Origin of the sequence: Pseudoalteromonas sp. Angola-30, assembly GCF_028599215.1 — a bacterium.
Classification (GTDB): Bacteria; Pseudomonadota; Gammaproteobacteria; order Enterobacterales; family Alteromonadaceae; genus Pseudoalteromonas; species Pseudoalteromonas atlantica.
Genome location: NZ_JAQREI010000006.1, coordinates 205,773 through 226,593, shown reverse-complemented (window position 1 = coordinate 226,593; position 20,821 = coordinate 205,773). Strand labels below are relative to the sequence as shown.

Here is a 20,821-nt window from a genome sequence, read left to right as displayed (position 1 = left end):
TAAGCTGTAAGCTGTAAGCTGTAAGCTGTAAGCTGTAAGCTGTAAGCTGTAAGCTGTAAGCTGTAAGCTGTAAGCTGTAAGCTGTAAGCTGTAAGCTGTAAGCTGTAAGCTGTAAGCTGTAAGCTGTAAGCTGTCAAAATTTTAAAGCGAGTAGATTTATATTTACTCGCTTTTTTATACGTAGTTATAAGAATTACTGTTTTACTAACACTTCTACTCAGTAGTTATTGGTATCTTAGTTTTTTTAAGGGCGGCTTTGAGCTATAAGCGGACGATCGGGTAAACTCGTTGTTGGACAGAAACGTGTTAGATCTGATGGTCTAATACGTTACTGTCAAATTAGGCAAAGTATGTGGATTTCTGTTTGTTAGGCTTTTGTACTACACAACTGGACTTCCCACAGAAATCATCAAGCATTCTGAGAAACTAACAGCGAAAGATGAGCAAACCCGATTATAAGTTTAACAAGCGCATTAAATCTGACGTCCCACATTGTCCGATTTTTTGCTTAAAAGAAAATGACGCAAAAAAGCGTCCAACATGTTCCGCAGTTTATGCGGGCGTTAGCAGTCGATATGAAATTTCGCATAATTAGAAGCATTGAAGCACATATTATTAAAGATCGTGTACCAACTGACTACAAGAGCTTAGCGGCAGCTTGTGAATCTCAGTTTTCTGAAAAATGTACTTTGATTACTTTTCCACATGATAGAAAAGATGTGATAAAAAGTAACCTTACAGAAAAAGCATTAAAAAAGTTTGGAGAGCCGAGCCAAGATACTTTAATAGTTGTTGGAGGCTGTTTTTCATTAGAATCTGTTGAAAAATTAAAAAAGTACAATGCTGTTTTTCTTGCTCTATCGGAATTCTCATGGACAGATGAGCGGTACACGTTAATAAAGGCAGGCGAACCTAGGTAAAGTCAACTGCTAAGAAGTCGTTTAAAAGGACAAAAACAGTTGGCTTCTAACGAGTTGTTACGAACGTCCGGAAATGGCACTGGGCCGAACTTCGACAAAGAGCGAATTACGGACATTGAGCTAATCTTCATTGTTAAATAATATTATGCTATACCATTATAATGACTCTTTATTTTATAGGGATTTGAAATAACAAATGATGAGAACTTTTTTATTGTGTTGCAGTTTAATCATTGCGACGTCTGCTTATGGAAATATGCCATCCTATTTCAACGAAGACATTGATAGCGAGTACAGAGAGCTGCTTAAACATGCGGACAAGATGCTTCCTCAAACGGATAAACAGCTAGCATACCTTCCTTCATTCTTTCCATTTAGTCTGTTGGATGTTCGCCCAACGAATTTCGTAAATAATAATGACAAGCAAGCCTTTGCAAATTTTAATTTTGGGGTATTAGGAAGTAGGTTCCTGAATATTAATAAGAAGCAACTTTCTAATTTGCCAAGCATCTCAATATGCAAGGAGCAAAAATGTAAAAAAGAGCGAATTGAGCTGATAAAGCAGTTTTTAGTGGATTCAAAGAGTGAAGTTGAAATGTTGAGACAAAATACAAGTCTTTATATTGTCCAGCAAACGGCACCACATGTTTTTCGCATAAATAACACGTTTTATAGTCCAACGCAGCTTATTACCTACTACCCATCCAAACAAGCAGGATTTATCCCGTCAGGTGACTATAGGTTATCCAAGCCTGAAGAAGCTCCCAAAATGTTGGCATTATCTGAAGTTACTAAGGCTCTGAGAGAGGTGATGGCTAAGTATAATGTTGCTGCAATCACGAGAGTAAACGAAGAGAGTCTCAACATAATCTTTGGAGGTATAAGCGATAACCATTGGGGAATCGTAATTAACCATAAATCAACTATTCCAACTTCTGGTGATTATAGCCATATAGGTTTGGAATTCGATATTGTTCAAAAAGTTTCTGATAGCAGTTTTTACTATCAGACTAACTAATGGCTGTTATTGGCACTACCCAGCCACTCGGCAACATAAAATATTGATAATAATTGGTAAGGTATTTTACTGTGTCGGATGGCGCTTCGCTTATCCGACCTACGCAGGCACAAAAGAGTTACTAATATTGCATTAGGTTTTTGGTTGGTAGCCCCTGCAACCACCAAATTAATACCACAAGCAATTGATTAAAAAACATTTGTAAAAAACAAAAACATAACAGTGTAACTTATGGTGTAACTAAAAAATTTTGTCACAACACAACTATTTTTATTTACAATGCTAATTAGTGGTGAAATTATTAAGCTAGAACTCGTAAAAGGTACAATTATTCATGGAACGAATAAAATTAATATTAAAAATAACCGCCTACTTATCCTTTCTGATACTAGTCATCTGGTACTCATCAGTCAGTATTCTAAAAGGTTATGACCTATCACAAAACGGGAAAGTAACCACAGCTAAAGTAATAGCATATCAATACAGTGAATCAAGCGGACGCAAAGGCCGTACTAATAGGCACTATGACCACCTCATAGCTTTTAATGGACACAAAGGGCTAATAGACTTCGGTGAAGAAGTAAAGGTTGGCACCCAGCTATACATCGTTTATAGCACCACCAACCCCACTAACTTTGTAATTGGCAGAAATAAGCTTTCTATATTTGAATACTTAAAGCAAGAACATGGTGTGGTTGGCTTGATTATCGGACTAATTTTAGTTGTATTTTTACCTTTGGAGATACTAGCTTTAACAAGACAATTCCTTTCACCCCCATGTAAGCCACAGCCCACGCAAGCAGAAGTAAGGCTAGAGCAAATTGAAATTAATAACTCTCGTGAAAGGCTAAAAAAACCTTTAAACAGCTCGCTATTAATCTGTCTGGCTTCATTTGTCATTTTTATAATTTTTGGTGATCACAAAAGCTCATACAGTAGCCTTATTCTCACCTCAGCCACTTTCTCTGCCACAATATTTATATTTGTATATTTGTTCACTTATAAGCCAAAAAAAGAAATTAACTAATGAGTGCGCTCATTAATACGAATAGATCTAAATAATATTGACTAAAAAATAGGATTAAGCTTATGGATAAAATAATAGCTTCAGCGTCAATAATCAATGAGGACAAACCACAAATACCATGTTTCGGTATTCATGAAGGCAAAAACGGTGTTCCTTATTTATTTCAAGATCAAAACCCTAATGGGTTTGATTTCCGCGGCAAATCTACTAACTCTGGATTTTATAGCAATAAGATCTCAGGTTCATGCCCCCATAGTTTTAATGTTTATCTCAGAAGTCGCTCTGTACCAAAGCGGCACGATAAAGCTTTTCGTAGAATTATACAAGATCCATTAGTTAAAGCTATGTCTCCAGTCCCTTGGCAGTATAAGTGCGACCAAGTCATCTGTTTTAGCCAAGAAAACTTAATGTTACCTTGTGTGTGGTTGCGAACACTTGAACGACTAAGTTCACCTTTGTACAGCCATATTCTTAGTGTTGAGAATCTTACGCTTCCATATGTATTTAAAGCCCTGAAAGCAACCAATGTTCAACCTCTAGTAATTTATGATATCAATGAGCAGCATGTGCATACTATTAAGAAAATTATTGCTGAGGCCAGAAGGCGTAACAGAACACTTATATTAATTGGCTCAGTTCAATTTGATGATGTACCAACTTTAAAAAGTAACCTTGTTGATATAATTAATCTGGAGGACTTAGTTTTACTTCCTATGGAGCATATTGGTGTTCGATTCCTTGATAATTTTATCAGCAAGAATGAGCTACCTTGGAATAACAAGTAAAACTGCTCCGAGTTGTTTCCTTTACAAAGTTACTAACGAAGTACAAGTAGAAAAAGTAAGCCTCGCTTTTCAACTGAGAATCCACTACCAAGTTACCATAAAACTGATTGCGCTTATGCCTAGATTTACTATGAAACAATCTAGGCTTAGACCTTATGTGTAAATCTATATGTAAAAACTTGCTGACTATTAAAATGAATCAAGGTAGCAGCGAATTTACAAAACTCACGGCAGGTAAAAAGCTCGTAGAGGCTTCTGTATATGGCGATACATTTATAATCAACCTCACTTAGATCAATGTTATACAATAGCATAGTGTTGCTAAAATGAATGCCGAAAAAGAGGGCGTGCGAATAAGTAGGCGCTGTAGTTTATAAAAAGCGCACCAAGGGACGAGCTTGAACACCCTCAACCAGCCTTACAGGCATTGTTTGAATTTCAAACAATATTATTATTGTGCTTTTCCACAAGCCAACTCAACATACCTTCAGAGTTAAGTAGTCCGTGGCAAAGTATTGAATTCCAGTTATTACATGTACCTGTTTGTTCATCATACCTCTCTAAACAATCTTCAAGAGCCTCAATAACATCTACTTTCGTAACTTGCTTTCGCTTTGGTAGTGTTTGTATGACATTGGATGGTTTTATCTTTAATTTTACTAGCTGTCCTTTAAGCCACTTTTCAATACCAGATTTAATAACAATGTTATGAGTGTGAAATTTGATTGATGCTATTTCAGGATGTTCAGGGCTTATAAATATCAACTTCAAATCAAAAAATTTAAAGTTATTACGGGGTGTTATCTTGCAACTCAGTAGTCTATCAGATAGAAATTGATCATAGTATGGATGCAAAACTCTTGCCTGAGTAGCTTCGTCACCTTTTAAAGCGGAGCCTCGCTTTAAATTACAGTCACAAGCGGGCACTAAATTTTTGGAAAAAATAGACCAAGCCTGATAATCGGCTTTTGGTAAAAGATGATCCCTTGTAAACGGCTTAAACCCACCACACATAGGGCATACATCAGGCGATGAATTAGTAATTTTTTCAAAATAATCTATAGAGCCTGGCGGGTATGAATAATGAGAAAGTAGTCCTGCTTTTAACTTTTCACAAATTATAGGGCTTGTGATTAACCAAGGATTTCCACAATTATTGTCATAGTCTTTATAAGCCTGAACAACTAACTCCTTCTGCCTACTCAGCTCTGGGTATGATGTTAGGTGTAGCTTATCATTCTCTGCTAGCTTATCTAAATGACTTAGATCCCTCACTCTCACTGGAGTCAGCTTTTTCAATGTTCAAGTTCCTCAAACCTAGCCTTTAAATCCATCAAAACGCCTAGTGATAACTCATTTCCTAATTCACTCTCAACATCTTCAAAGCTTTTATGCTTAACTTTTTCAAAAATTTTATCGGTTAAACGGTTTTCAATGTCCTCATCAAAAACGAATTGTGAAATGGATTCTATATCAGCACCAAAAGTTCTTAACCTAGGCGTGGATATATTAATAACGCCTTCACTATTAGCTGAAAAAATATGGACCTGCTCACGCCCAACTTCTCGAACAAAATAGGGTGAGTGTGTGGCTATAACAGCATAAGAACCAGTATGCTCTAAAATATAATCTAGCAATTCAATAAACTCACCCATAAAGTTAGGGTGCATATGTGTTTCAGGCTCATCTAAAACTATAAGAGTTCCATTTTCAATATATAAGCAACACTGTAGGGCAAACTGGAAAAATGTTAATTGACCGCTACTCAATGGAAAGTAACTATCATTTATTTTAATTAATACCTGCTTACTTGTTTGGATGATTTCATTAGTTTTTAAGCCTTGCTCATAAAAGCCACTTGTTATTCCAAGCCTTTCTAGTGCGTGATATTGCTCTTCATCAGCTTTAATATACAATGAGCCTACATCAATAACTTTTGATATTGCTCTCTTGAATATATCAATTCTATACTCATCTCTAATCAAGTCTTCACTTCTTGATAGCTGAGCAAGCAGTGGTCCTATATAGTTTCTTTCTTTCGCAGGAACATTATTATTTAAGTTAATTTTACGATAATAAGTTTTCTGATTGTTCGCATATTCACCAGGAAAAGTTGTACTAGCTTCACCAGGGCTTACAAGTGCAATCAGACGATTCAACATTAATTTGGCTTCATCATGATTAATGTCTTTAAGCTTTGTTGAACTTGGCTCTTCTCGTTGTAAAATAGCTCGACATAGCTTGTTAAGCGTTAAACTTTTACCTAGTCCATTTTTACCTATTAAAACATTAATTCTATGTGGAATAATTCGGTTTGAATCAACTCCAAAACGGAATTTAATTTTATGCTCATTTTCAAAACCATCTAATTGAAATTGAAGGTCAAATTGATTGCTTATCGCTGAGAAATTTTCAAACTCTACTCCAGCCAAAAGGGTTTCAGCGTTATGGAAAGCAAAGAAAGATTCCGAATTTCTCATAAAAGCTCTTCTAAAAACCGCTAACTGCGTTATTTTTTTATATTTATACTGCGCTTCGATTGACTTATCTTGCCCAAGAAACACTATATTATTCAATGAATATAGGAAACGTTGAGCTTCTTCTACCCCCAATTCTTTTATAACTTTGCGATATTCTTGCATATTCGGAAAGTGGGTGAAAAAATCAAACTGACCATTATTTGATTTATACATTAAAGCTTTATCAATACTGCCTAATCGCTCATATTGTTCGTTATCTAAGGCGTTTAACTCAGACTCAGTTTTCACTTTTGGAATAAACCCAATAAGTAAATCGCCTTCAATTGGTACAGCACTCTCTTTAGACTGAGCTTTATATTTAGCATTTATCAAATACCCAAAGTCATTCCAGCTACTTGATTGTTGTATTAAGATCATTCCTGCTAAAGGGTTTGGTAAGTTCTCGTTATTAGGTAACAGAGTAACGTTATATGAGTTAGATTCCATCTTATGATGCCTGTTCGACTATGGCGTCGGTGAGGTGAAATTTAGTGGTTTGTGCGTCGGTTAAACGAGCTTGAAGTTGGTCGCAAAGTGCAATTAATTCATCGACTTTAGCGACGATGCGGTGCTGTTCTTCTAGTGGAGGTAACAACAATGGCATTTTGTTCAAAATACCATGATTCAAATTTGTCATAGTGGTGCCGATTGACTCCCCCCCTAGATATCCACGGACATAATTAGTCTTAAACATTAAAAGTATATATTCTCTTGATAGAATACGATTAAACCTCAGGACAAAGCTACCAGTTCCACAAAGCCAACCCTCCTCACGCTTAGTGACAAGAGCACAGCGGCCCATTTCGCCTCGTCTTGCCATAACAATATCATTTTCAAAAAGCTTATATGACCTAAGCTCATTGGCTTTATCTTTATTTACTGTAATCGCAAGATCTTCTTTTATTTTGGAATTTATCATATGTGAGGGATTAATCAGTGGAACCCCATTTTCAATATAATCACGTTTATGAATCATTGACCCAAACGGACCCGTTGCAACTTCATTTGATATAGAAGCAAATCTAACCCACTCCCAACCTTCGGGCAACTCAAACGGTTTTTCTTCGTCGGTGATTTCAGGCTGTGGCTTTTGTTTTTTGATTTTTTTGTCTTTAATCAGTTGAGCTTTTTCTGCTGCTATGAGCTCTAGGAGTTTGGCGGCGGGTTCGTCGTTTGGGTTTTGTGGGACGAGTTTACCCATTACAGCTAGTTGTAAAATGGTTTGTTTTAGCGTGTCGATACTGGCGGTGGTGCTGAATAGCGTGTCGAAGTGCTCGCTTAAACGTTGCCAGTTTTGTTGGAACTGTGCTGTGGCTTGTTCGGGTGTTGCGGTTTGCTCTGGTGCTTTAAGCAAAGCCTCTAACAGCACTTCAACTAATGTTTGATGTGCCGTAATACTGTTTTCAGTTTGTGCTTCAAGCGCATCACATAAGCTCATTAGCTCATCGACTTTAGCAACTATGCGATGCTGTTCTAAAGTTGGTGGTAAAGCAATAACTGTGTTTATTATTTTTTCTCTTGATATATTTGGTTGGGCACCACCTGCCCCCATTCCAATTAAACGAGGTTTAGATGCTTTCAATAACATTAATAAAAAAGTATTTTTAAAGCCATTAAATGGAGTACAAGCACAGACGGCTTGGTTCGTTGTAGCTCTAACTGAAAGAATAGAGGTTTTTCCAATCGTAGCTCCATACATTGCTACAAGTACATCACCAATATTATTATATCGAACTGAGGTTTCTTTTAGTGCAAGCTCTGATATATGTTCCTCTGATTCACTTATGTAATCCGAATTCAATTCTCCAGACTTAAACCAAGGTATACTTCCATTATAATACTCAATGTTTCCCCGCCTTGGCGTTGAACCCGCTCCCCACTCTCCTAAATCATTGAAACGAGCAAACTCCCAGCTATCAGGCAATTCAAACGGTTTTTCATCCTCACTAATTTCCGGCAATGCTTTTGGGAGTTTGATTTTTTTATCTTTAATCAACTGCGCTTTTTCAGCGGCTATACGCTCTAGCAACACTGAGGCTGGTTCATCACTTGGATCTTGCGGCACTAACTTGCCACGTACTGCGAGCTCTAAAATAAGCTCACGCAGTTTTTTAATACCGTGAAGTGAAAACTTTTTTGATGAGCCGCGACCTGATGACGATTTTTGCTCAATGGCGGTTGTCCAAATATCAAGGTGTTCAGTTATTAACTGCTCTGCGTTTGTGTTTGGTGTTTTAGTCTCAGCCATTACTTGCCCTCAACATCTTTAGACAGCGCCGCTGATAATATGCCTTTAAGCTGGTCACGCAGTGCTTGTATCTCGGCTTGCTGCTTTGAGTAGTCGGCTAATAGCTCTTGTGGGTCGTGACTGATCATCTCGCCTACGTGCGGGTTTTTAATATCGAGGTTGTAATTACGAGCAATAATATCGTCGATTGATACTTTCCACGCTTGTTCGGTCTCTGTACGGCTGGCAAAGCCATCGGCCTCATTGCCCCACCATTCGAGCTCCGTTTTAAATTCTTCAAACTTCATTGGCTTGGTTTTGTTGTAGTTTTTAACACCAGCGGGGTAAGGGTGCTCGTAAAACCACACGTCTTTTGTTGGTGTGCCTTTGGTAAAGAATAGTACGTTGGTTTTAATACCGGTGTACGGGTTAAACACGCCATTGGGTAAGCGTATTATGGTATGTAAGTTACATTCCTCTACCAATAGTTTTTTAATTTTGGTTTTTACGCCTTCACCAAACAAAGTGCCGTCTGGCAATACAACCGCAGCGCGACCTTTAGTGTTGAGCACTTCTATAATAAGCTGTAAGAACAAATCGGCTGTTTCGCGAGTTTGCATGTCGCTTGGGAAGTTTTTTTCTATGCCGTCTTCTTCGGTGCCGCCAAATGGTGGGTTGGTGATGATGACATCTACTTGGTCGTCCCAGCTTGAAAGCGGTTTATTTAGTGTATTGCCGTGTTTAACTTGTACCGGTACTTCAATGCCGTGAAGCATCATATTGGTAGTACACAGTAAGTGCGGGAGTTGTTTTTTTTCTACGCCGTGTATTTGCTTTTGCAATATTTGGTGATCGTCGCCCGATTTTACATAGTTAGCTTTTACATGGTCGAACGCGCACGCTAAAAAGCCACCAGTACCACAGGCTGGGTCCATAATAGACTCGCCTAGTTTTGGGTCGGTTACCGCCACTATAAATTTAGTAATGGCGCGCGGGGTATAAAATTCGCCCGCGTTACCTGCGCTTTGTAAGTCTTTTAATATTTGCTCGTACAGGTCGCCAAATAAGTGGCGCTCTTTTGAGTCGGTAAAGTCTATTTCGTTTAGTTTGTTAATAACCTGGCGCAGTAGTGTGCCGTTTTTCATGTAGTTAAAGGCATCGCTAAAGGCCTGGGTTACTACATAGCCGCGCGGGTTTTTATCTATAGGTGCGGTTAGGTTTTTAAGCTCAGGGAATAGCTTGTCGTTTACAAACTCTAACAGCTCATCGCCCGTTATGCCTTCGTTGTCGGCCGCCCAATTGCGCCATAAAAATTGCTCGGGGATTGGCTCACGGTAATCGTCTAATTCAAGCTCTAGTTCTTCCTCTTGTGCGTCGAATACTTTTAAAAATAGTAACCACGACATTTGACCAAGGCGTTGTGCGTCGCCATCGACGCCGGCGTCTTTACGCATAATATCTTGAATAGACTTAATAGCTGAACTGATAGACATAGTATTCTCTTGTTTGATTATTTTTATAAACAGCGGCTAAAAGCGAGTATGAAAGCTGTTTAATTTAAATGGTTTAATGCTTTGCTGTGGCTAATACATAGCGACAGCAAACATAAATTTAGGCTGTTTTAGGCGCTGGCATTTGATAAATTTCGGCCTCGAGCTCTTTAAGTGCTTGCTCATATTGTGGTTTGCCACCAAAGCCTTTTTTTACTATTTCACTTAGGCTGCCAATTTCGTTAAACGGCGCTACTTTAAGCGCTTGCATAGATTCGATTTCTTGCACGCCTACATCGGCGTATTTTAACAAAAGGTTCTCGAGTACGGTGTGCGCGGTTCCCGAATATTTAGTGAAATAGTTACGCTTTTGTACGTTATCTGCGCGCTCTTTACGGGTTAGTGGAGGTTGGTCGTAAACTACATGGCAGATCATATCAAATGGGTCCATGTCTTTGCCGACTTCTTCTTCAAGCGCTGACCAAATAATGCCTTCTTCGGCAAGTTCATCTATTACGGCTTGTTTACGGTCTGATTCATTCCAGCGTTTTACAAAGTCACCCAATGAACTGTAATGCTTGCTCATGGTTTTACGGGTGTAATCTATAAATGACTCGGTAACCAGTTTACCGTCGGTATCGTAATACTGTACTCGCTCTGCCACTTTATTAACGGTAACACCTGATACGCGGTACTTAACCATTTTGTTAGTTTCATCGTCCCATTCGCCATCAAGCGTTCCATCACCTTTAGGGTCGTTAATGGTGTCGTTGTTGGCATCGCTTTCATCACCGGTTGATTGATCATCGAATACGCTATCAGGCTGCTCTTCGGCAGTTGTATCGTCTTGTGACTCAATATCTACGTCTTCGTTTTCAATGTCGGTTGGCGTTACTTTAATTACTTTTTCGGGGGTGCCATCAAAGCGTTCATCGGCAAATAACTCGGTGGCTTTTTTAAAGTCGAGTATGGTAAACCACAGCTTGCCGTAGCGGTCATCAATACGGGTACCACGGCCAATGATTTGTTTAAACTTGGTCATTGATTGTATGTTTTGATCAAGCACTACTAGCTTACAGGTTTTAGCGTCTACCCCTGTGGTCATAAGCTCTGAGGTGGTAGCAATAACTGGGTATGGGCGTTTAGGGTTTATAAAGTTATCGAGCTGACCTTTACCTAATTCGTCATCGCCGGTGATCTTCATCACGTATTTATCGTTTTTTGCCATTTGCTCTGGGTTTAAGTTGGCAAGAGCGCGGCGCATACGCTCGGCGTGATCTATGTCGTTACAAAACACGATGGTTTTAGCCATAGGGTCTGTACGTTTTAAATAGTTGGTAATGGTTTCGGCCACTAGTTGTGTACGCTCGTCAATCACCATTGTGCGGTCAAAGTCTTTTTGGTTGTATATGCGGTCTTGTATTACTTCACCGTTGTTATCAACCTGCCCTTTTGTTGGTCGCCAGCCTTGTAGGTCTAAATCAAGGTCGACACGTACCACTTTGTATGGTGCTAAAAAGCCATCTTCAATACCTTCTTTTAGTGAGTAAGTATAAGCGGGGTCGCCAAAGTAATCGGTGTTTGATGCTTCTTCGGTTTCTTTGGGTGTTGCGGTTAAGCCTACTTGAGCAGCCCCTTCAAAATAATTGAGTATTTCGCGCCATGCGCTATCTTCACTTGCGCTTCCTCGGTGACACTCGTCAATAATAATGAGGTCAAAAAAGTCTGGCTCTACTTGCCTAAACGCCTTTTGGGATTCTTCTGGCCCTGTTAACGCTTGGTATAGTGCTAGGTGTATTTCGTAAGCGGGGTCGATTGTTCTACCGGTAATTTTGGTCATTGAAGTACCAAACGGCTGAAAGTCGTTAATACGCGTTTGATCTACCAATATATTGCGGTCGGCTAAAAATAATATGCGTTTTTTAGCGCGTGATTTCCATAAGCGCCAAATGATTTGAAACGCGGTATAGGTTTTACCGGTTCCTGTTGCCATAACAAGGAGTACGCGGTCTTTACCTGACGATATAGCCTCTACTGTTTTATTAATGGCTTGGAGCTGATAGTAACGTGGATGTTTGCCACTACCATCATCATAATAGGCTTGGTTTATTATAGGAAGTTGCGATTCTGTATAGCCCTTGTAGGCACAATATTTAGCCCAAAGCTCTTGAGGTGATGGGAAGTCCTCTAAGCGGATTTCGGATTCGGGGTTATGCGCATCTGGCGTACCGAGCTTGGTTTTATCGTGGAAAATAAAGCCATCGCCATTAGAAGCAAATATAAACGGTACATCAAGCAGCCTGGCGTAATCTAAGCCTTGTTGTAGGCCTTTGCCTACTTCATGCTTATTTGCTTTAGCTTCAATGACAGCAAGCGGCATACTGGGTTTATGGTAAAGCACTATGTCAGCCGATTTAACCGTTTTACGTACACCAAGTTGCCCACGTACGATTACTTTACCGTCACGTAGTTTAACCTCTTGGCGTATTTGAGTTATGTCGTCCCATCCTGCGGTTTTAACTGCGGGTAGAATAAACTTACTGATTATATCGGTTTCGCTGAGCTTTCTTTTATCCATAACTTAAACCATCCCTAAATACTGCGCTATGAGTGCACACAACTCGTTGATTCAACGCGTTTCATGCTATTTAGTGATGCTATATAAAATATAGTTAATAAGCAAAAATAAAAGGTAAACTAAATTATGAGATATTAAAAAATAAAATTGTAACTTCTATACAAAATAGCGAAGCGGACAAATCGTTTATTTAGCGCTTTTTATGTTCCGATAAAATAATAAAATATAATTTTATCATGCACTTGAAAATATAATTGTTCCGCCATTTGTTCCGCGTTGTTCCGTTTATAAAAAGCGTTTTTAGAACAGGTAAACGAGTGATATTTTTGCAATATTTAAGTTTACTACAACTGCTAAGCATTATCGTAATCATCTAGCCACTCGGCTACAGTTTGCTCTTGTGGTTTTCGTTTTAAATATCTTCCCTCTTCTTGCTCTGTAGAAGGGGCTATAGCATTACCTTTTACCGCACTACCTTGTTTACTTATACCGTGGCTATCAGACTCCGTATTATTTAATGTCCGTGATTCACAATATCCGTAGTTACTAATACTCGTAGTCTCACCATTTTCTATGCCTTGGTATATGTGGCTATTAGCATTTTCGCTGCCACTGTTTAATGCCCCATAAACATGCCCTTCTATATTGCCACGGCTAAGTGCCGCACTAGCGCCACCGCTTTGCCCTTCGCCTGTCGCTAAAACGCCACGATTAACCGCCTTAATAATTTGCTGATATGTTATGTTTGCTAAGCAAAGTGTCTTAGAGTCCAGTTTATTACCTTTTCTTATTTCAGCTTGCCACAGGTAGTTTTTCATAATATTTATTTTTTTATAAAGTTCACTTGGCCTTCTTGGTTTTGGTAAGTTTGAGCAACTCCAGAATTTGAGTAAAGCTCCTTGTGCTGGTGGATTAAAAAGTTTTCCATTTAAGCGCCCTGACTTTTTTTTACGATCCAATGATACGTTAAAAATTGTGTAGTAATCTTCGTGAAAACTCAAATCAGTAAAGCTCATTGTTAGGCCATCGTATTTACTCAAATACCGTCCAACTTTAAACTGTCTAAATTGGTATATAGGCTGTGCGATCACACAGCTTAGCTGGCTTAGTAAAGTGTTTTGATAGATGTGGAGCCAGTCACTAGGAACCGGCTTTCCACTTTTTGGAGTAATATTTAATTCACCGTTAGTAATACTAATTACATCACCACGGTTAATTAAGTCATTAAGCTTAACCATATAACCTCCTAGCTTCCCAGGAGGTGCTTAATTGGCTTTAAAAGTTCAGTGGTTTGCTCTGATGTGAACTCAGCTAATTTACGATGAATGCGGCTTTTATTTATAGCTTTTATGATGGTTTCAGCAATATCTAATGAGCTAAAACTATATTTTAAATGACCACCGATACCATCTGAATTTGGTATCTTTTCGCGTGCAAAAGTAAAATTATACTCACGCTCAAGATCTGTAAAATAGTTTCTGCCACTTGATAAACCAGCATTACGTAAAATATCTAATTCTGTCGCGCCTTCAGGATGAGCAAGAATGTATAAGTTAGCTCGCTCTGTTTTAGACTGCGGCTTTTTAGGAGCAGGGCTTGCGGCGTTACTACCGCTTACAGCACACATTAGGCTGCCCCTTTGTAGATGTTGCTACATGGTAGTTTCTCGACCCAGCGTTGAATATCACTTTCAAGCCAACCCACTGAGTTTAGACCTAGCTGTTTTCTTTTTGGAAATAAACCTAGTCGCTCTTTGCGCCAAATAGTTGAACGACTCAAACCGGTAAGGTCTGTTACTTCTTGAAAACGTAAAATTTTGTTGTTCATGGAGATTCGCCTTGTTTCGTTTTAGTTCAAGGCGAATGTTAGAGATTCAGAAAAAAATGAACGAGAGTGAAATAAAAATATTTTTTTTAACTAAAAAATGGAATTATTAAAATACCCTATAAAATTAATAATCAAAATTTCTTGTAGATTTTTGCACTGAGAAGTCTTCACTCAAAATTATATCTAAGAGGTTATTAACCTTGCCATTTCTGTTTGCTAAGTCTACTTCACCAATCTCACCATCAGGAAAAACACAAGTGGCCATAACACTCTTTAAGATAGTAACATCCATATCCCTCTCCCAAATCATCAGATCTAAAAATGGTATTATTCTGTAATCTCTTATTTTTTCAATTTCAGCAGGCTTAATAAAGCGTTTCTTAGGTTCAGAAATATTTAAATCTTTCCTCCACAAAGGCAGGTGGTGTTTGAGCGCCATTAATATTTCATCATCGGTATAATTATCTAAACCAATATTACAGATAATAGAAGAGTCACCCATAAAATCTGAATAACTAAATTTAATTATTTCTTGCTCATTATCCTTAGCTAATAACTTTTGCTGATTTTCTTTTTCTTTAAGTCTTGAATGGTAGTGATCCAACATAGCACAAGGAACAGGGTTAACAGCTTCATTTGAGCTAAGTACTTTGAGTTGTTGCGGTTTTAATTCTGAGCGCTGAGATACTTTGCGATCCAAAGGTTCGTTGTTAAATGATTGCTCGGTATCTGGTTGGCCATTCAATATCTCACTCCATATAAATGAATCTAGAGATTTATCGATTCGCTCTTCAGCCGCATGTTCGTATATGCAAGTTCGCATAATTACTTCTTCTAATAGAGCAATATCATCTATATTTCTAATATAATCATAATTGTTGATATCGAACCAAGGTATATCTTTCCTTGACTTTATTCGCTTCAAAACCATCTCCTTAAATTACCTTTAAGTGCTGATTACCAGTAACAGAATAATTTCCCCTGCTGGCTTCTTCAATATGTTCAGACCACCAGCACATCATTTTTCGCCTACGTTCTAGATAGTCGGTTCGGTTATAAGCAGCTCGTACTTTGTTTTTATCTACATGGGCCAGTGCCGCTTCAATTACATCTGCGTCAAAGCCAAGTTCATTAAGTGTTGTACTTGCTAATGCTCTTAAACCGTGAGCTGTTTGTCTGCCCTTTAGACCCATACGCCTTAGAGCCGCGCCTAGTGTTTCTCGGCTAAGGTGCTTTCTAGGGTCTTTATCTGCTGGAAAAACAAACTCTCGATGCCCACTTATTGGTTTTAAATATTCAAGTAAAGCTATAGCCTGGGGAGTTAGTGGCACTGAATGAGCTTTGCGCTTTTTCATACGCTTAGCTGGTATATTCCACTGTTTATTTTCAAAATCTATTTCATGCCACGCAGTACCGACAGCTTCACCAGGACGAACCATTGTATGTAGCTGCCACTCAAATAAACATCGGGTCATTAACTTGATATTGGCATTATTTACAATACTAATAAGCTTTGGTATTTCCTCTGGTTTAACACATGCCATACTTTTATGAGTAGCTGTACCAAACGCTTTACTAATACCACTTAGGTTATTAGATTGCACTCGGCCAGTGTTGATAGCAAACTCCATGACCTCATTAACCCGACGACATATGCGGCCTAGAATATCTAACTTATTAGCAGCCGCTAATGGCTTTAGGGTTTCAATAGTAAGCTGTGCTGATAACTTGCTTACAGGTATCTTACCTAAAGCAGGAAACAGGTGAAGCTCAAAGCCTCGACGCAAATTAAAAGCATACCGCGCGCTTACTTTTGGCTCTTTAAGGGCTATCCACTCTCTAACAACTGCTTCAAATGTATTTTTAGCTTCAGCAGCTTTATCGTTTGCAAATGCCTCTTTATGCTCTTTGGGATCAATGTCCTTTGCCAATAAAGCTCTGGCCTCAGCTCTGCTTGTGCGGGCATCAGATAAGGTTACATCCGGGTACATACCAAAACTAATTTGGGCTCTTTTTTTGGTGTAAGGTTTAGAGTAAGTAAATAACCACATTTTTGATCCATTGGGCTTAACTCGTAGAGCAAGACCTTTGCCATCAGCCATAAGATATTCTTTATCTTTTGGTTTAGCTTTTTTGATTTGCGTATCATTTAATGGGGTAACTAATTTAGGCATTTAACGCTCCACTGTCGAACGGGCAACCAGCGCTTAAAAAGTAAGAAAAACCTAAAATTTCTTTTCTTTCTTTAAATTTCATCTGGTTACATATTTATATTACACCAACAAGTCATCATTGGTTCGGTGTAACATCCAGTGTAACTAAAAAAATGAGCCGTGGCGATACCCCTTGAAACAAGATGGAAGCCTGGAAGCCTTTAAAAATGGAACTTGATAGTTTTTTTGAATTGCGATGAATTACAATGAAACAAGTAATTGGTAGCCCCTGCAGGAATCGAACCTGCAACTGCCCCTTAGGAGGGGGCCGTTATATCCATTTAACTAAGAGGCCGCATCGAGCTTACAGCTTACAGCTTACAGCTTACAGCTTACAGCTTACAGCTTACAAAAATTATAACGGCATCTTGTTTTTCATATCAAGCTATAATTAACTTAATTGCTTGATAAATATATATCTTCTTTGTTTAACACGTACAGCGGTATTAGTTTACGGCTGCTTGCTACAATATGTTTGCTGTGAACATTTATAACGCGGGTATTTACTGCTACGCCATTTGGGCGGTAAATTAACGTACCTGCTAATACATAGTTAGCCATGCTGCTTTCGCTTAGCTTTTCTATATCGCGAGATAACACGAAGTCGCCTCTGTTTGATACATCAATGTTGTCCATGGTTTTAAAATCTACCACGCCGTAGCCAAATTTTTGCAACTGATGAATAAACGTCTCTGCTAATTGATTACCCAACTGATTACTTTTATTAAGCGATGCGTCTAAATCTACAATGGTGGTAACCGCTATGTTGATGCTGTTGTTATCGGGCGCTTCGGCTTCAAGTGTATCGACTAAATCCAGCGCCATTTGCTCTACATAGTTTGCCAGCGTTTTGTGGTGTTTAAGCGGTGTAAACTGCCTTGCTGTGTCGTACTCACTTTGCTGCTGCACAGATTGGTTGGCATACATAGGCGTGGGTTGGCTACTTTGCGTTACCACGGTGTAATCTGAGCGCGTGTTTATGCTTTCGTTATGCTCATTATTTTGCGTTATTGAACAGCCAGTTAATGCTAACGTTGCCGTTAGCCCCGCTATAGCAGATAGTTTGTAAAACATGGTCAACCTCACTCGCTGGCTTGTTTAAGCATAATTCCGTCGGTGCGATAGCTACTGTTTAGCGCATCAACCACTGATTGAGGGATAAACCCTTGCGCACTGCCCACTACCGCTTTACTTTTAATGCCCACTATTCGTGCATTTACCAGTACGCCACCTTGGTGGCTCACAAGAGTTCCTGCTAATACGTAATTAAAGTTTTGATCTTGGTTTAGCTCTAGGTAATCGCGGCTAAATACAAAGTCGCCTGCGGGGGTTACTCGCATATAATCGGTGGTTTTAAAATCGATAACCGGTACTCCAAAACTATGCAGCTCGTGCATAAAGCTTTCGGCTATTTGGTTACCTAACAGGCTTCCATCGCTGTAGTCATCATCTAAAAATACAAAGCTAGAAACGGCAAGTGGCGTTTTGTCGTTTACGTATTGCAGGTTTTCGACCATGTCTTGCATTATACCGCGCACATAATGGTTTATATTTTTGCGTTTTGCAGGGGCACTTTTGGTGTAGTTACTTTGCTTGTTTAAATTAGACTGAAATAACGCTTCATTTGGTGCAGGTGCTTTTACCGCACGTTGCTCTGAAACAAGCTGGGCTGCATTATCTTGCTCAACCTGCTCCAGCTCTGAATGTAGCGAATTTAACATTTGCGAACAGCCAAAGCCTAATGGCAAACATAGGGTAATTAATAGGTTTCTCATGGTGTGCTCCTGATTAATATTCGCTGCGGTACAAAGAGCCGTCACGCTGCTGAATTTTTTCGTTTCCCCACATTACATTTATAGGGATCTCTGTGCTGCCTGCCGACAATACTTGCTTGTTTTCAATATTAACTAGTCGTGCATTAACTATGTAAGCATGCTGTTGGCGCGTTACAGTGCCGGTGATGACTAAGTCAATATTTTGGCGATTGCGTAATTTACTTAAGTCGCGGCTTAATATGCTGTCTGCGTTTTGCGCTAATATAAGGTTATTGCCAAGGCGGTACTCAACGGTATGATAGCCAAGCTGGGTAAATTGCGTTAATAAGCTTTCTTGAATTTGTAAGCTCAAACCCGAGGCCTGCCCTGCTACTAGCTTAGTATCTAAAGCATCGGCATAAAAAAAGCTACTCACACCAATGCGCGCATTGGCATTTAAAGCGCCATTTACATGGTTAAGCTGCGAGGTTAGATTTGCTACATACTCGTTAACGGTATAGGGTGCCATTGCTGCTTTTGGCGCGTCAGTAGGCACACTCGGCTCTGGGGGCGGAACCAAGTTGCAAGCAGTTAAATTTAACAATACTAAAGGCAATAAAAGGCGCATAGTTGCCGTCCTCTTTAAAACATACCGAGGATAAAGCAATTATTATGCCTAATTAACCTAAACTCTGGATAATAAACCTATCTCTAGCCAGAGATAATAAATTTAAGTATCAAGATAGTTCAATATGCTAGTAAGGCTCTTAACCAGAGTTCAGGTTAATTAACTTTGAGGCGTTTTGACGTAGTAGGTTACAAAGCAAGTATTATTGTTTATTAATGACTTACATGCATCCTTTGCTGCTTCTTTTGTTTTAAACGCACCAAGCTTTAATCTATAAAAGGTGTGCTGGTCAATCAGTACTTGCTCGGTATTTACTTCAAGCTTATTTGAGGGTGATTGAAATTGCTTTATAGCCGCTTCAAGTACCGCTTTATTTTTATACGCCCCCACTTGCACAGCAAACAGCGCATTTGTATTCACAACAGCTAAGTGGTTAGTTTGCCGTGGTTTTGGCTGCACGTTAAGTTGTTTTAATTTATCTACTGTGCGCTGTAATTCACTTTCTAGTTTTAACAGTCTTTCTAGTTGAGGCTTGGTTTGTTGCCACTGCTGCGCTGACTCTTTGAGTACGGCTAAGTCATCTTTTTTAATGAGCACCGCCTGCTTTTGGGCCGTTGCTAGTGCGTGAGCACTGTTTGCTAATGCAAAGCCTAAAACTAATGTGGCTAAAAAATCCTTGTAGTGCAGCATAAGTATGTTGTTAATTTGGGTAAGAGTGAGCGCTATTTTAACAGCCAAACAATGCTTAGCAAGTCACGCGTGCTAGGACCTATTGCGCTTTTATACCAATTAGCTTAATTAAGTAATCTATTATGAGGATAGTAAAACGTATTGATAGCTAGGCAAAAAAATTCGCTATTTAGTTGCTCTAAACGAGATTTATTAACGCAGAACGCAACACGATTAGCCCCGTAAAATAATTATTTATTATTGCGGGTTAGTATCACTATTAAAGTTTAATTGGCTTATCGGTGTAGTTACTTACAATGCAGTCGAGCTTATACATTTTAAATACTTCACAGTCGGCTTTGGCATTTTTAAGGTTTTTATAGGAGCCAAGCTTTAAGCGATAAAAGGTTTTATTATTTATTTTTGCGGTTTCTACGTTGGTTAATATTTTATCTCTAAATAGTGGCGCTGCTTTGGTATTTAGTTCTTGCCAGGCTTTGGCTACATCCTGCTTAGAATCAACCGAGGCAACTTGTAATGCAAATACATGTTTAGGGGTATTAAGCTTTATAGTTTGCTTTTGGTTATTGTTAGCAGCTTTGTAAGTTTGCTGACGACGTGGCTTATTACTGGTTGTACGCGAAGGCGTGCGAGTGTAACGGCTGCTGTAGGCAGGGCTTGCATTAGATTGTGCAATAGCTTTAGAGTTTATTATATCTATGTGATTAACCAGGTAAGTAATTTCTTTTTCAAGCTTTAAAATACGCTCTATACCGGCGCGTGCTTGCTGCCATTGCATTGCGGCATCTTTTAATTGCGCAAGCTCTAGTGCAGTTATCGATACGTAATCGGGCGTGGTGTTAGGTATTTCATTATCAACAGCAGGTTTAGCGGTAGGCGTAATAGAGCACGCCGTGCCAAACGTAAGCGTAAAAAGGCATACAAAAAAGTGTTTATAGTATTTTTTTAATTTAAGCATGTACCCGTTATCCTGAAAGCAGTGCCTGTGCACTTACATTTCAGTTAAACATTCTCACAAGAAAGCGTTTAACTTAGCAATTTAAACAATGAGCAATTTTTGCTCCCGCACGCTAATTTACCTGCTTAGATAAAATTAACATGACCCTTCCGTGAGTTTGGCTTTTAATACAACTTTGATGCCAATT

General features: G+C 39.0%; 19 protein-coding genes and 1 tRNA gene. 4 read left to right on the top strand and 16 right to left on the bottom strand.

What is annotated here, in order from left to right; translation table 11 throughout:
• The first annotated feature begins 575 nt into the window (after positions 1-575).
• The 4 genes from PSH54_RS10630 (at position 576) to PSH54_RS10615 (ending at position 3,750) form a co-directional block, all read left to right on the top strand.
• On the top strand, positions 576-920 hold the full coding sequence (locus tag PSH54_RS10630; protein WP_273606108.1) for a hypothetical protein: 345 nt from the start codon (positions 576-578) through the stop codon (positions 918-920).
• Between the two features lie 196 nt (positions 921-1,116).
• Positions 1,117-1,938, top strand: a complete 822-nt coding sequence (locus PSH54_RS10625) for a hypothetical protein (protein ID WP_273606107.1) — start codon at positions 1,117-1,119, stop codon at positions 1,936-1,938.
• A 334-nt stretch (positions 1,939-2,272) separates the two neighbouring features.
• A complete protein-coding gene (locus PSH54_RS10620; protein ID WP_273606106.1) occupies positions 2,273-2,965 on the top strand; it encodes a DUF3592 domain-containing protein in 693 nt (230 codons plus the stop codon).
• 62 nt (positions 2,966-3,027) lie between these two features.
• Positions 3,028-3,750: a hypothetical protein gene (locus PSH54_RS10615; RefSeq protein WP_273606105.1), complete on the top strand. Its 723-nt coding sequence runs from the start codon at positions 3,028-3,030 to the stop codon at positions 3,748-3,750.
• Positions 3,751-4,188: 438 nt separating this feature from the next.
• On the opposite strand, the gene PSH54_RS10610 is transcribed toward PSH54_RS10615, so the two are convergent.
• From PSH54_RS10610 to PSH54_RS10535, 16 genes are all read right to left on the bottom strand, one after another.
• Positions 4,189-5,049, bottom strand: a complete 861-nt coding sequence (locus tag PSH54_RS10610) for a hypothetical protein (protein WP_273606104.1) — start codon at positions 5,047-5,049, stop codon at positions 4,189-4,191.
• Positions 5,046-6,716, bottom strand: coding sequence for an AAA family ATPase (locus PSH54_RS10605; RefSeq protein ID WP_273606103.1), 1,671 nt, complete (start codon positions 6,714-6,716; stop codon positions 5,046-5,048). Before PSH54_RS10605 ends, PSH54_RS10610 begins: the two co-directional genes overlap by 4 nt.
• Position 6,717: 1 nt before the next feature.
• Positions 6,718-8,517 carry a restriction endonuclease subunit S gene (locus PSH54_RS10600; protein WP_273606102.1) on the bottom strand — a complete coding sequence of 600 codons (1,800 nt, stop codon included), beginning with the start codon at positions 8,515-8,517 and terminating at the stop codon, positions 6,718-6,720.
• Complete coding sequence (locus tag PSH54_RS10595; RefSeq protein WP_273606101.1) at positions 8,517-9,989, bottom strand: N-6 DNA methylase; 1,473 nt, start codon at positions 9,987-9,989, stop codon at positions 8,517-8,519. The genes PSH54_RS10600 and PSH54_RS10595 overlap by 1 nt, the downstream gene beginning before the upstream one ends.
• A 118-nt stretch (positions 9,990-10,107) precedes the next feature.
• Complete coding sequence (hsdR, locus tag PSH54_RS10590) at positions 10,108-12,564, bottom strand: EcoAI/FtnUII family type I restriction enzme subunit R (protein ID WP_273606100.1); 2,457 nt, start codon at positions 12,562-12,564, stop codon at positions 10,108-10,110.
• Positions 12,565-12,917: 353 nt separating this feature from the next.
• Positions 12,918-13,802: a hypothetical protein gene (locus tag PSH54_RS10585; protein ID WP_273606099.1), complete on the bottom strand. Its 885-nt coding sequence runs from the start codon at positions 13,800-13,802 to the stop codon at positions 12,918-12,920.
• Between the two features lie 8 nt (positions 13,803-13,810).
• Positions 13,811-14,191: a hypothetical protein gene (locus PSH54_RS10580; protein WP_273606098.1), complete on the bottom strand. Its 381-nt coding sequence runs from the start codon at positions 14,189-14,191 to the stop codon at positions 13,811-13,813.
• Entirely contained in the window at positions 14,191-14,391 is a 201-nt protein-coding gene (locus tag PSH54_RS10575) for a helix-turn-helix transcriptional regulator (protein ID WP_273606097.1), read from the bottom strand. The genes PSH54_RS10580 and PSH54_RS10575 overlap by 1 nt, the downstream gene beginning before the upstream one ends.
• A gap of 124 nt (positions 14,392-14,515) precedes the next feature.
• Positions 14,516-15,316: a DUF6387 family protein gene (locus tag PSH54_RS10570; protein WP_273606096.1), complete on the bottom strand. Its 801-nt coding sequence runs from the start codon at positions 15,314-15,316 to the stop codon at positions 14,516-14,518.
• A 10-nt stretch (positions 15,317-15,326) separates the two neighbouring features.
• Positions 15,327-16,565: an integrase domain-containing protein gene (locus tag PSH54_RS10565; RefSeq protein WP_273606095.1), complete on the bottom strand. Its 1,239-nt coding sequence runs from the start codon at positions 16,563-16,565 to the stop codon at positions 15,327-15,329.
• Between the two features lie 259 nt (positions 16,566-16,824).
• A tRNA-Arg gene (locus PSH54_RS10560) sits at positions 16,825-16,899 on the bottom strand.
• Between the two features lie 101 nt (positions 16,900-17,000).
• On the bottom strand, positions 17,001-17,678 hold the full coding sequence (locus tag PSH54_RS10555) for a FlgO family outer membrane protein (protein WP_004586249.1): 678 nt from the start codon (positions 17,676-17,678) through the stop codon (positions 17,001-17,003).
• Between the two features lie 8 nt (positions 17,679-17,686).
• Positions 17,687-18,379, bottom strand: coding sequence for a FlgO family outer membrane protein (locus tag PSH54_RS10550; RefSeq protein ID WP_273606094.1), 693 nt, complete (start codon positions 18,377-18,379; stop codon positions 17,687-17,689).
• Positions 18,380-18,392: 13 nt separating this feature from the next.
• Positions 18,393-18,986, bottom strand: a complete 594-nt coding sequence (locus tag PSH54_RS10545; RefSeq protein ID WP_004586247.1) for a FlgO family outer membrane protein — start codon at positions 18,984-18,986, stop codon at positions 18,393-18,395.
• 159 nt (positions 18,987-19,145) lie between these two features.
• Positions 19,146-19,724 (bottom strand): SPOR domain-containing protein, encoded by a 579-nt coding sequence (locus tag PSH54_RS10540; protein WP_273606093.1) that lies wholly within the window; start codon positions 19,722-19,724, stop codon positions 19,146-19,148.
• Between the two features lie 211 nt (positions 19,725-19,935).
• On the bottom strand, positions 19,936-20,634 hold the full coding sequence (locus tag PSH54_RS10535; protein ID WP_273606092.1) for an SPOR domain-containing protein: 699 nt from the start codon (positions 20,632-20,634) through the stop codon (positions 19,936-19,938).
• Between the last annotated feature and the right edge of the window lie 187 nt (positions 20,635-20,821).

What these genes read in the sequence shown, in the direction of transcription:
- PSH54_RS10630 (WP_273606108.1), top strand. Translation starts at nt 576, where the DNA reads ATGAAATTTCGCATAATTAGAAGCATTGAAGCACATATTATTAAAGAT.
- PSH54_RS10625 (WP_273606107.1), top strand. Translation starts at nt 1,117, where the DNA reads ATGATGAGAACTTTTTTATTGTGTTGCAGTTTAATCATTGCGACGTCT.
- PSH54_RS10620 (WP_273606106.1), top strand. Translation starts at nt 2,273, where the DNA reads ATGGAACGAATAAAATTAATATTAAAAATAACCGCCTACTTATCCTTT.
- PSH54_RS10615 (WP_273606105.1), top strand. Translation starts at nt 3,028, where the DNA reads ATGGATAAAATAATAGCTTCAGCGTCAATAATCAATGAGGACAAACCA.
- PSH54_RS10605 (WP_273606103.1), bottom strand. Translation starts at nt 6,716, where the DNA reads ATGGAATCTAACTCATATAACGTTACTCTGTTACCTAATAACGAGAAC.
- PSH54_RS10600 (WP_273606102.1), bottom strand. Translation starts at nt 8,517, where the DNA reads ATGGCTGAGACTAAAACACCAAACACAAACGCAGAGCAGTTAATAACT.
- PSH54_RS10595 (WP_273606101.1), bottom strand. Translation starts at nt 9,989, where the DNA reads ATGTCTATCAGTTCAGCTATTAAGTCTATTCAAGATATTATGCGTAAA.
- hsdR (WP_273606100.1), bottom strand. Translation starts at nt 12,564, where the DNA reads ATGGATAAAAGAAAGCTCAGCGAAACCGATATAATCAGTAAGTTTATT.
- PSH54_RS10585 (WP_273606099.1), bottom strand. Translation starts at nt 13,802, where the DNA reads ATGGTTAAGCTTAATGACTTAATTAACCGTGGTGATGTAATTAGTATT.
- PSH54_RS10580 (WP_273606098.1), bottom strand. Translation starts at nt 14,191, where the DNA reads ATGTGTGCTGTAAGCGGTAGTAACGCCGCAAGCCCTGCTCCTAAAAAG.
- PSH54_RS10575 (WP_273606097.1), bottom strand. Translation starts at nt 14,391, where the DNA reads ATGAACAACAAAATTTTACGTTTTCAAGAAGTAACAGACCTTACCGGT.
- PSH54_RS10565 (WP_273606095.1), bottom strand. Translation starts at nt 16,565, where the DNA reads ATGCCTAAATTAGTTACCCCATTAAATGATACGCAAATCAAAAAAGCT.
- PSH54_RS10555 (WP_004586249.1), bottom strand. Translation starts at nt 17,678, where the DNA reads ATGTTTTACAAACTATCTGCTATAGCGGGGCTAACGGCAACGTTAGCA.
- PSH54_RS10550 (WP_273606094.1), bottom strand. Translation starts at nt 18,379, where the DNA reads ATGAGAAACCTATTAATTACCCTATGTTTGCCATTAGGCTTTGGCTGT.
- PSH54_RS10545 (WP_004586247.1), bottom strand. Translation starts at nt 18,986, where the DNA reads ATGCGCCTTTTATTGCCTTTAGTATTGTTAAATTTAACTGCTTGCAAC.
- PSH54_RS10535 (WP_273606092.1), bottom strand. Translation starts at nt 20,634, where the DNA reads ATGCTTAAATTAAAAAAATACTATAAACACTTTTTTGTATGCCTTTTT.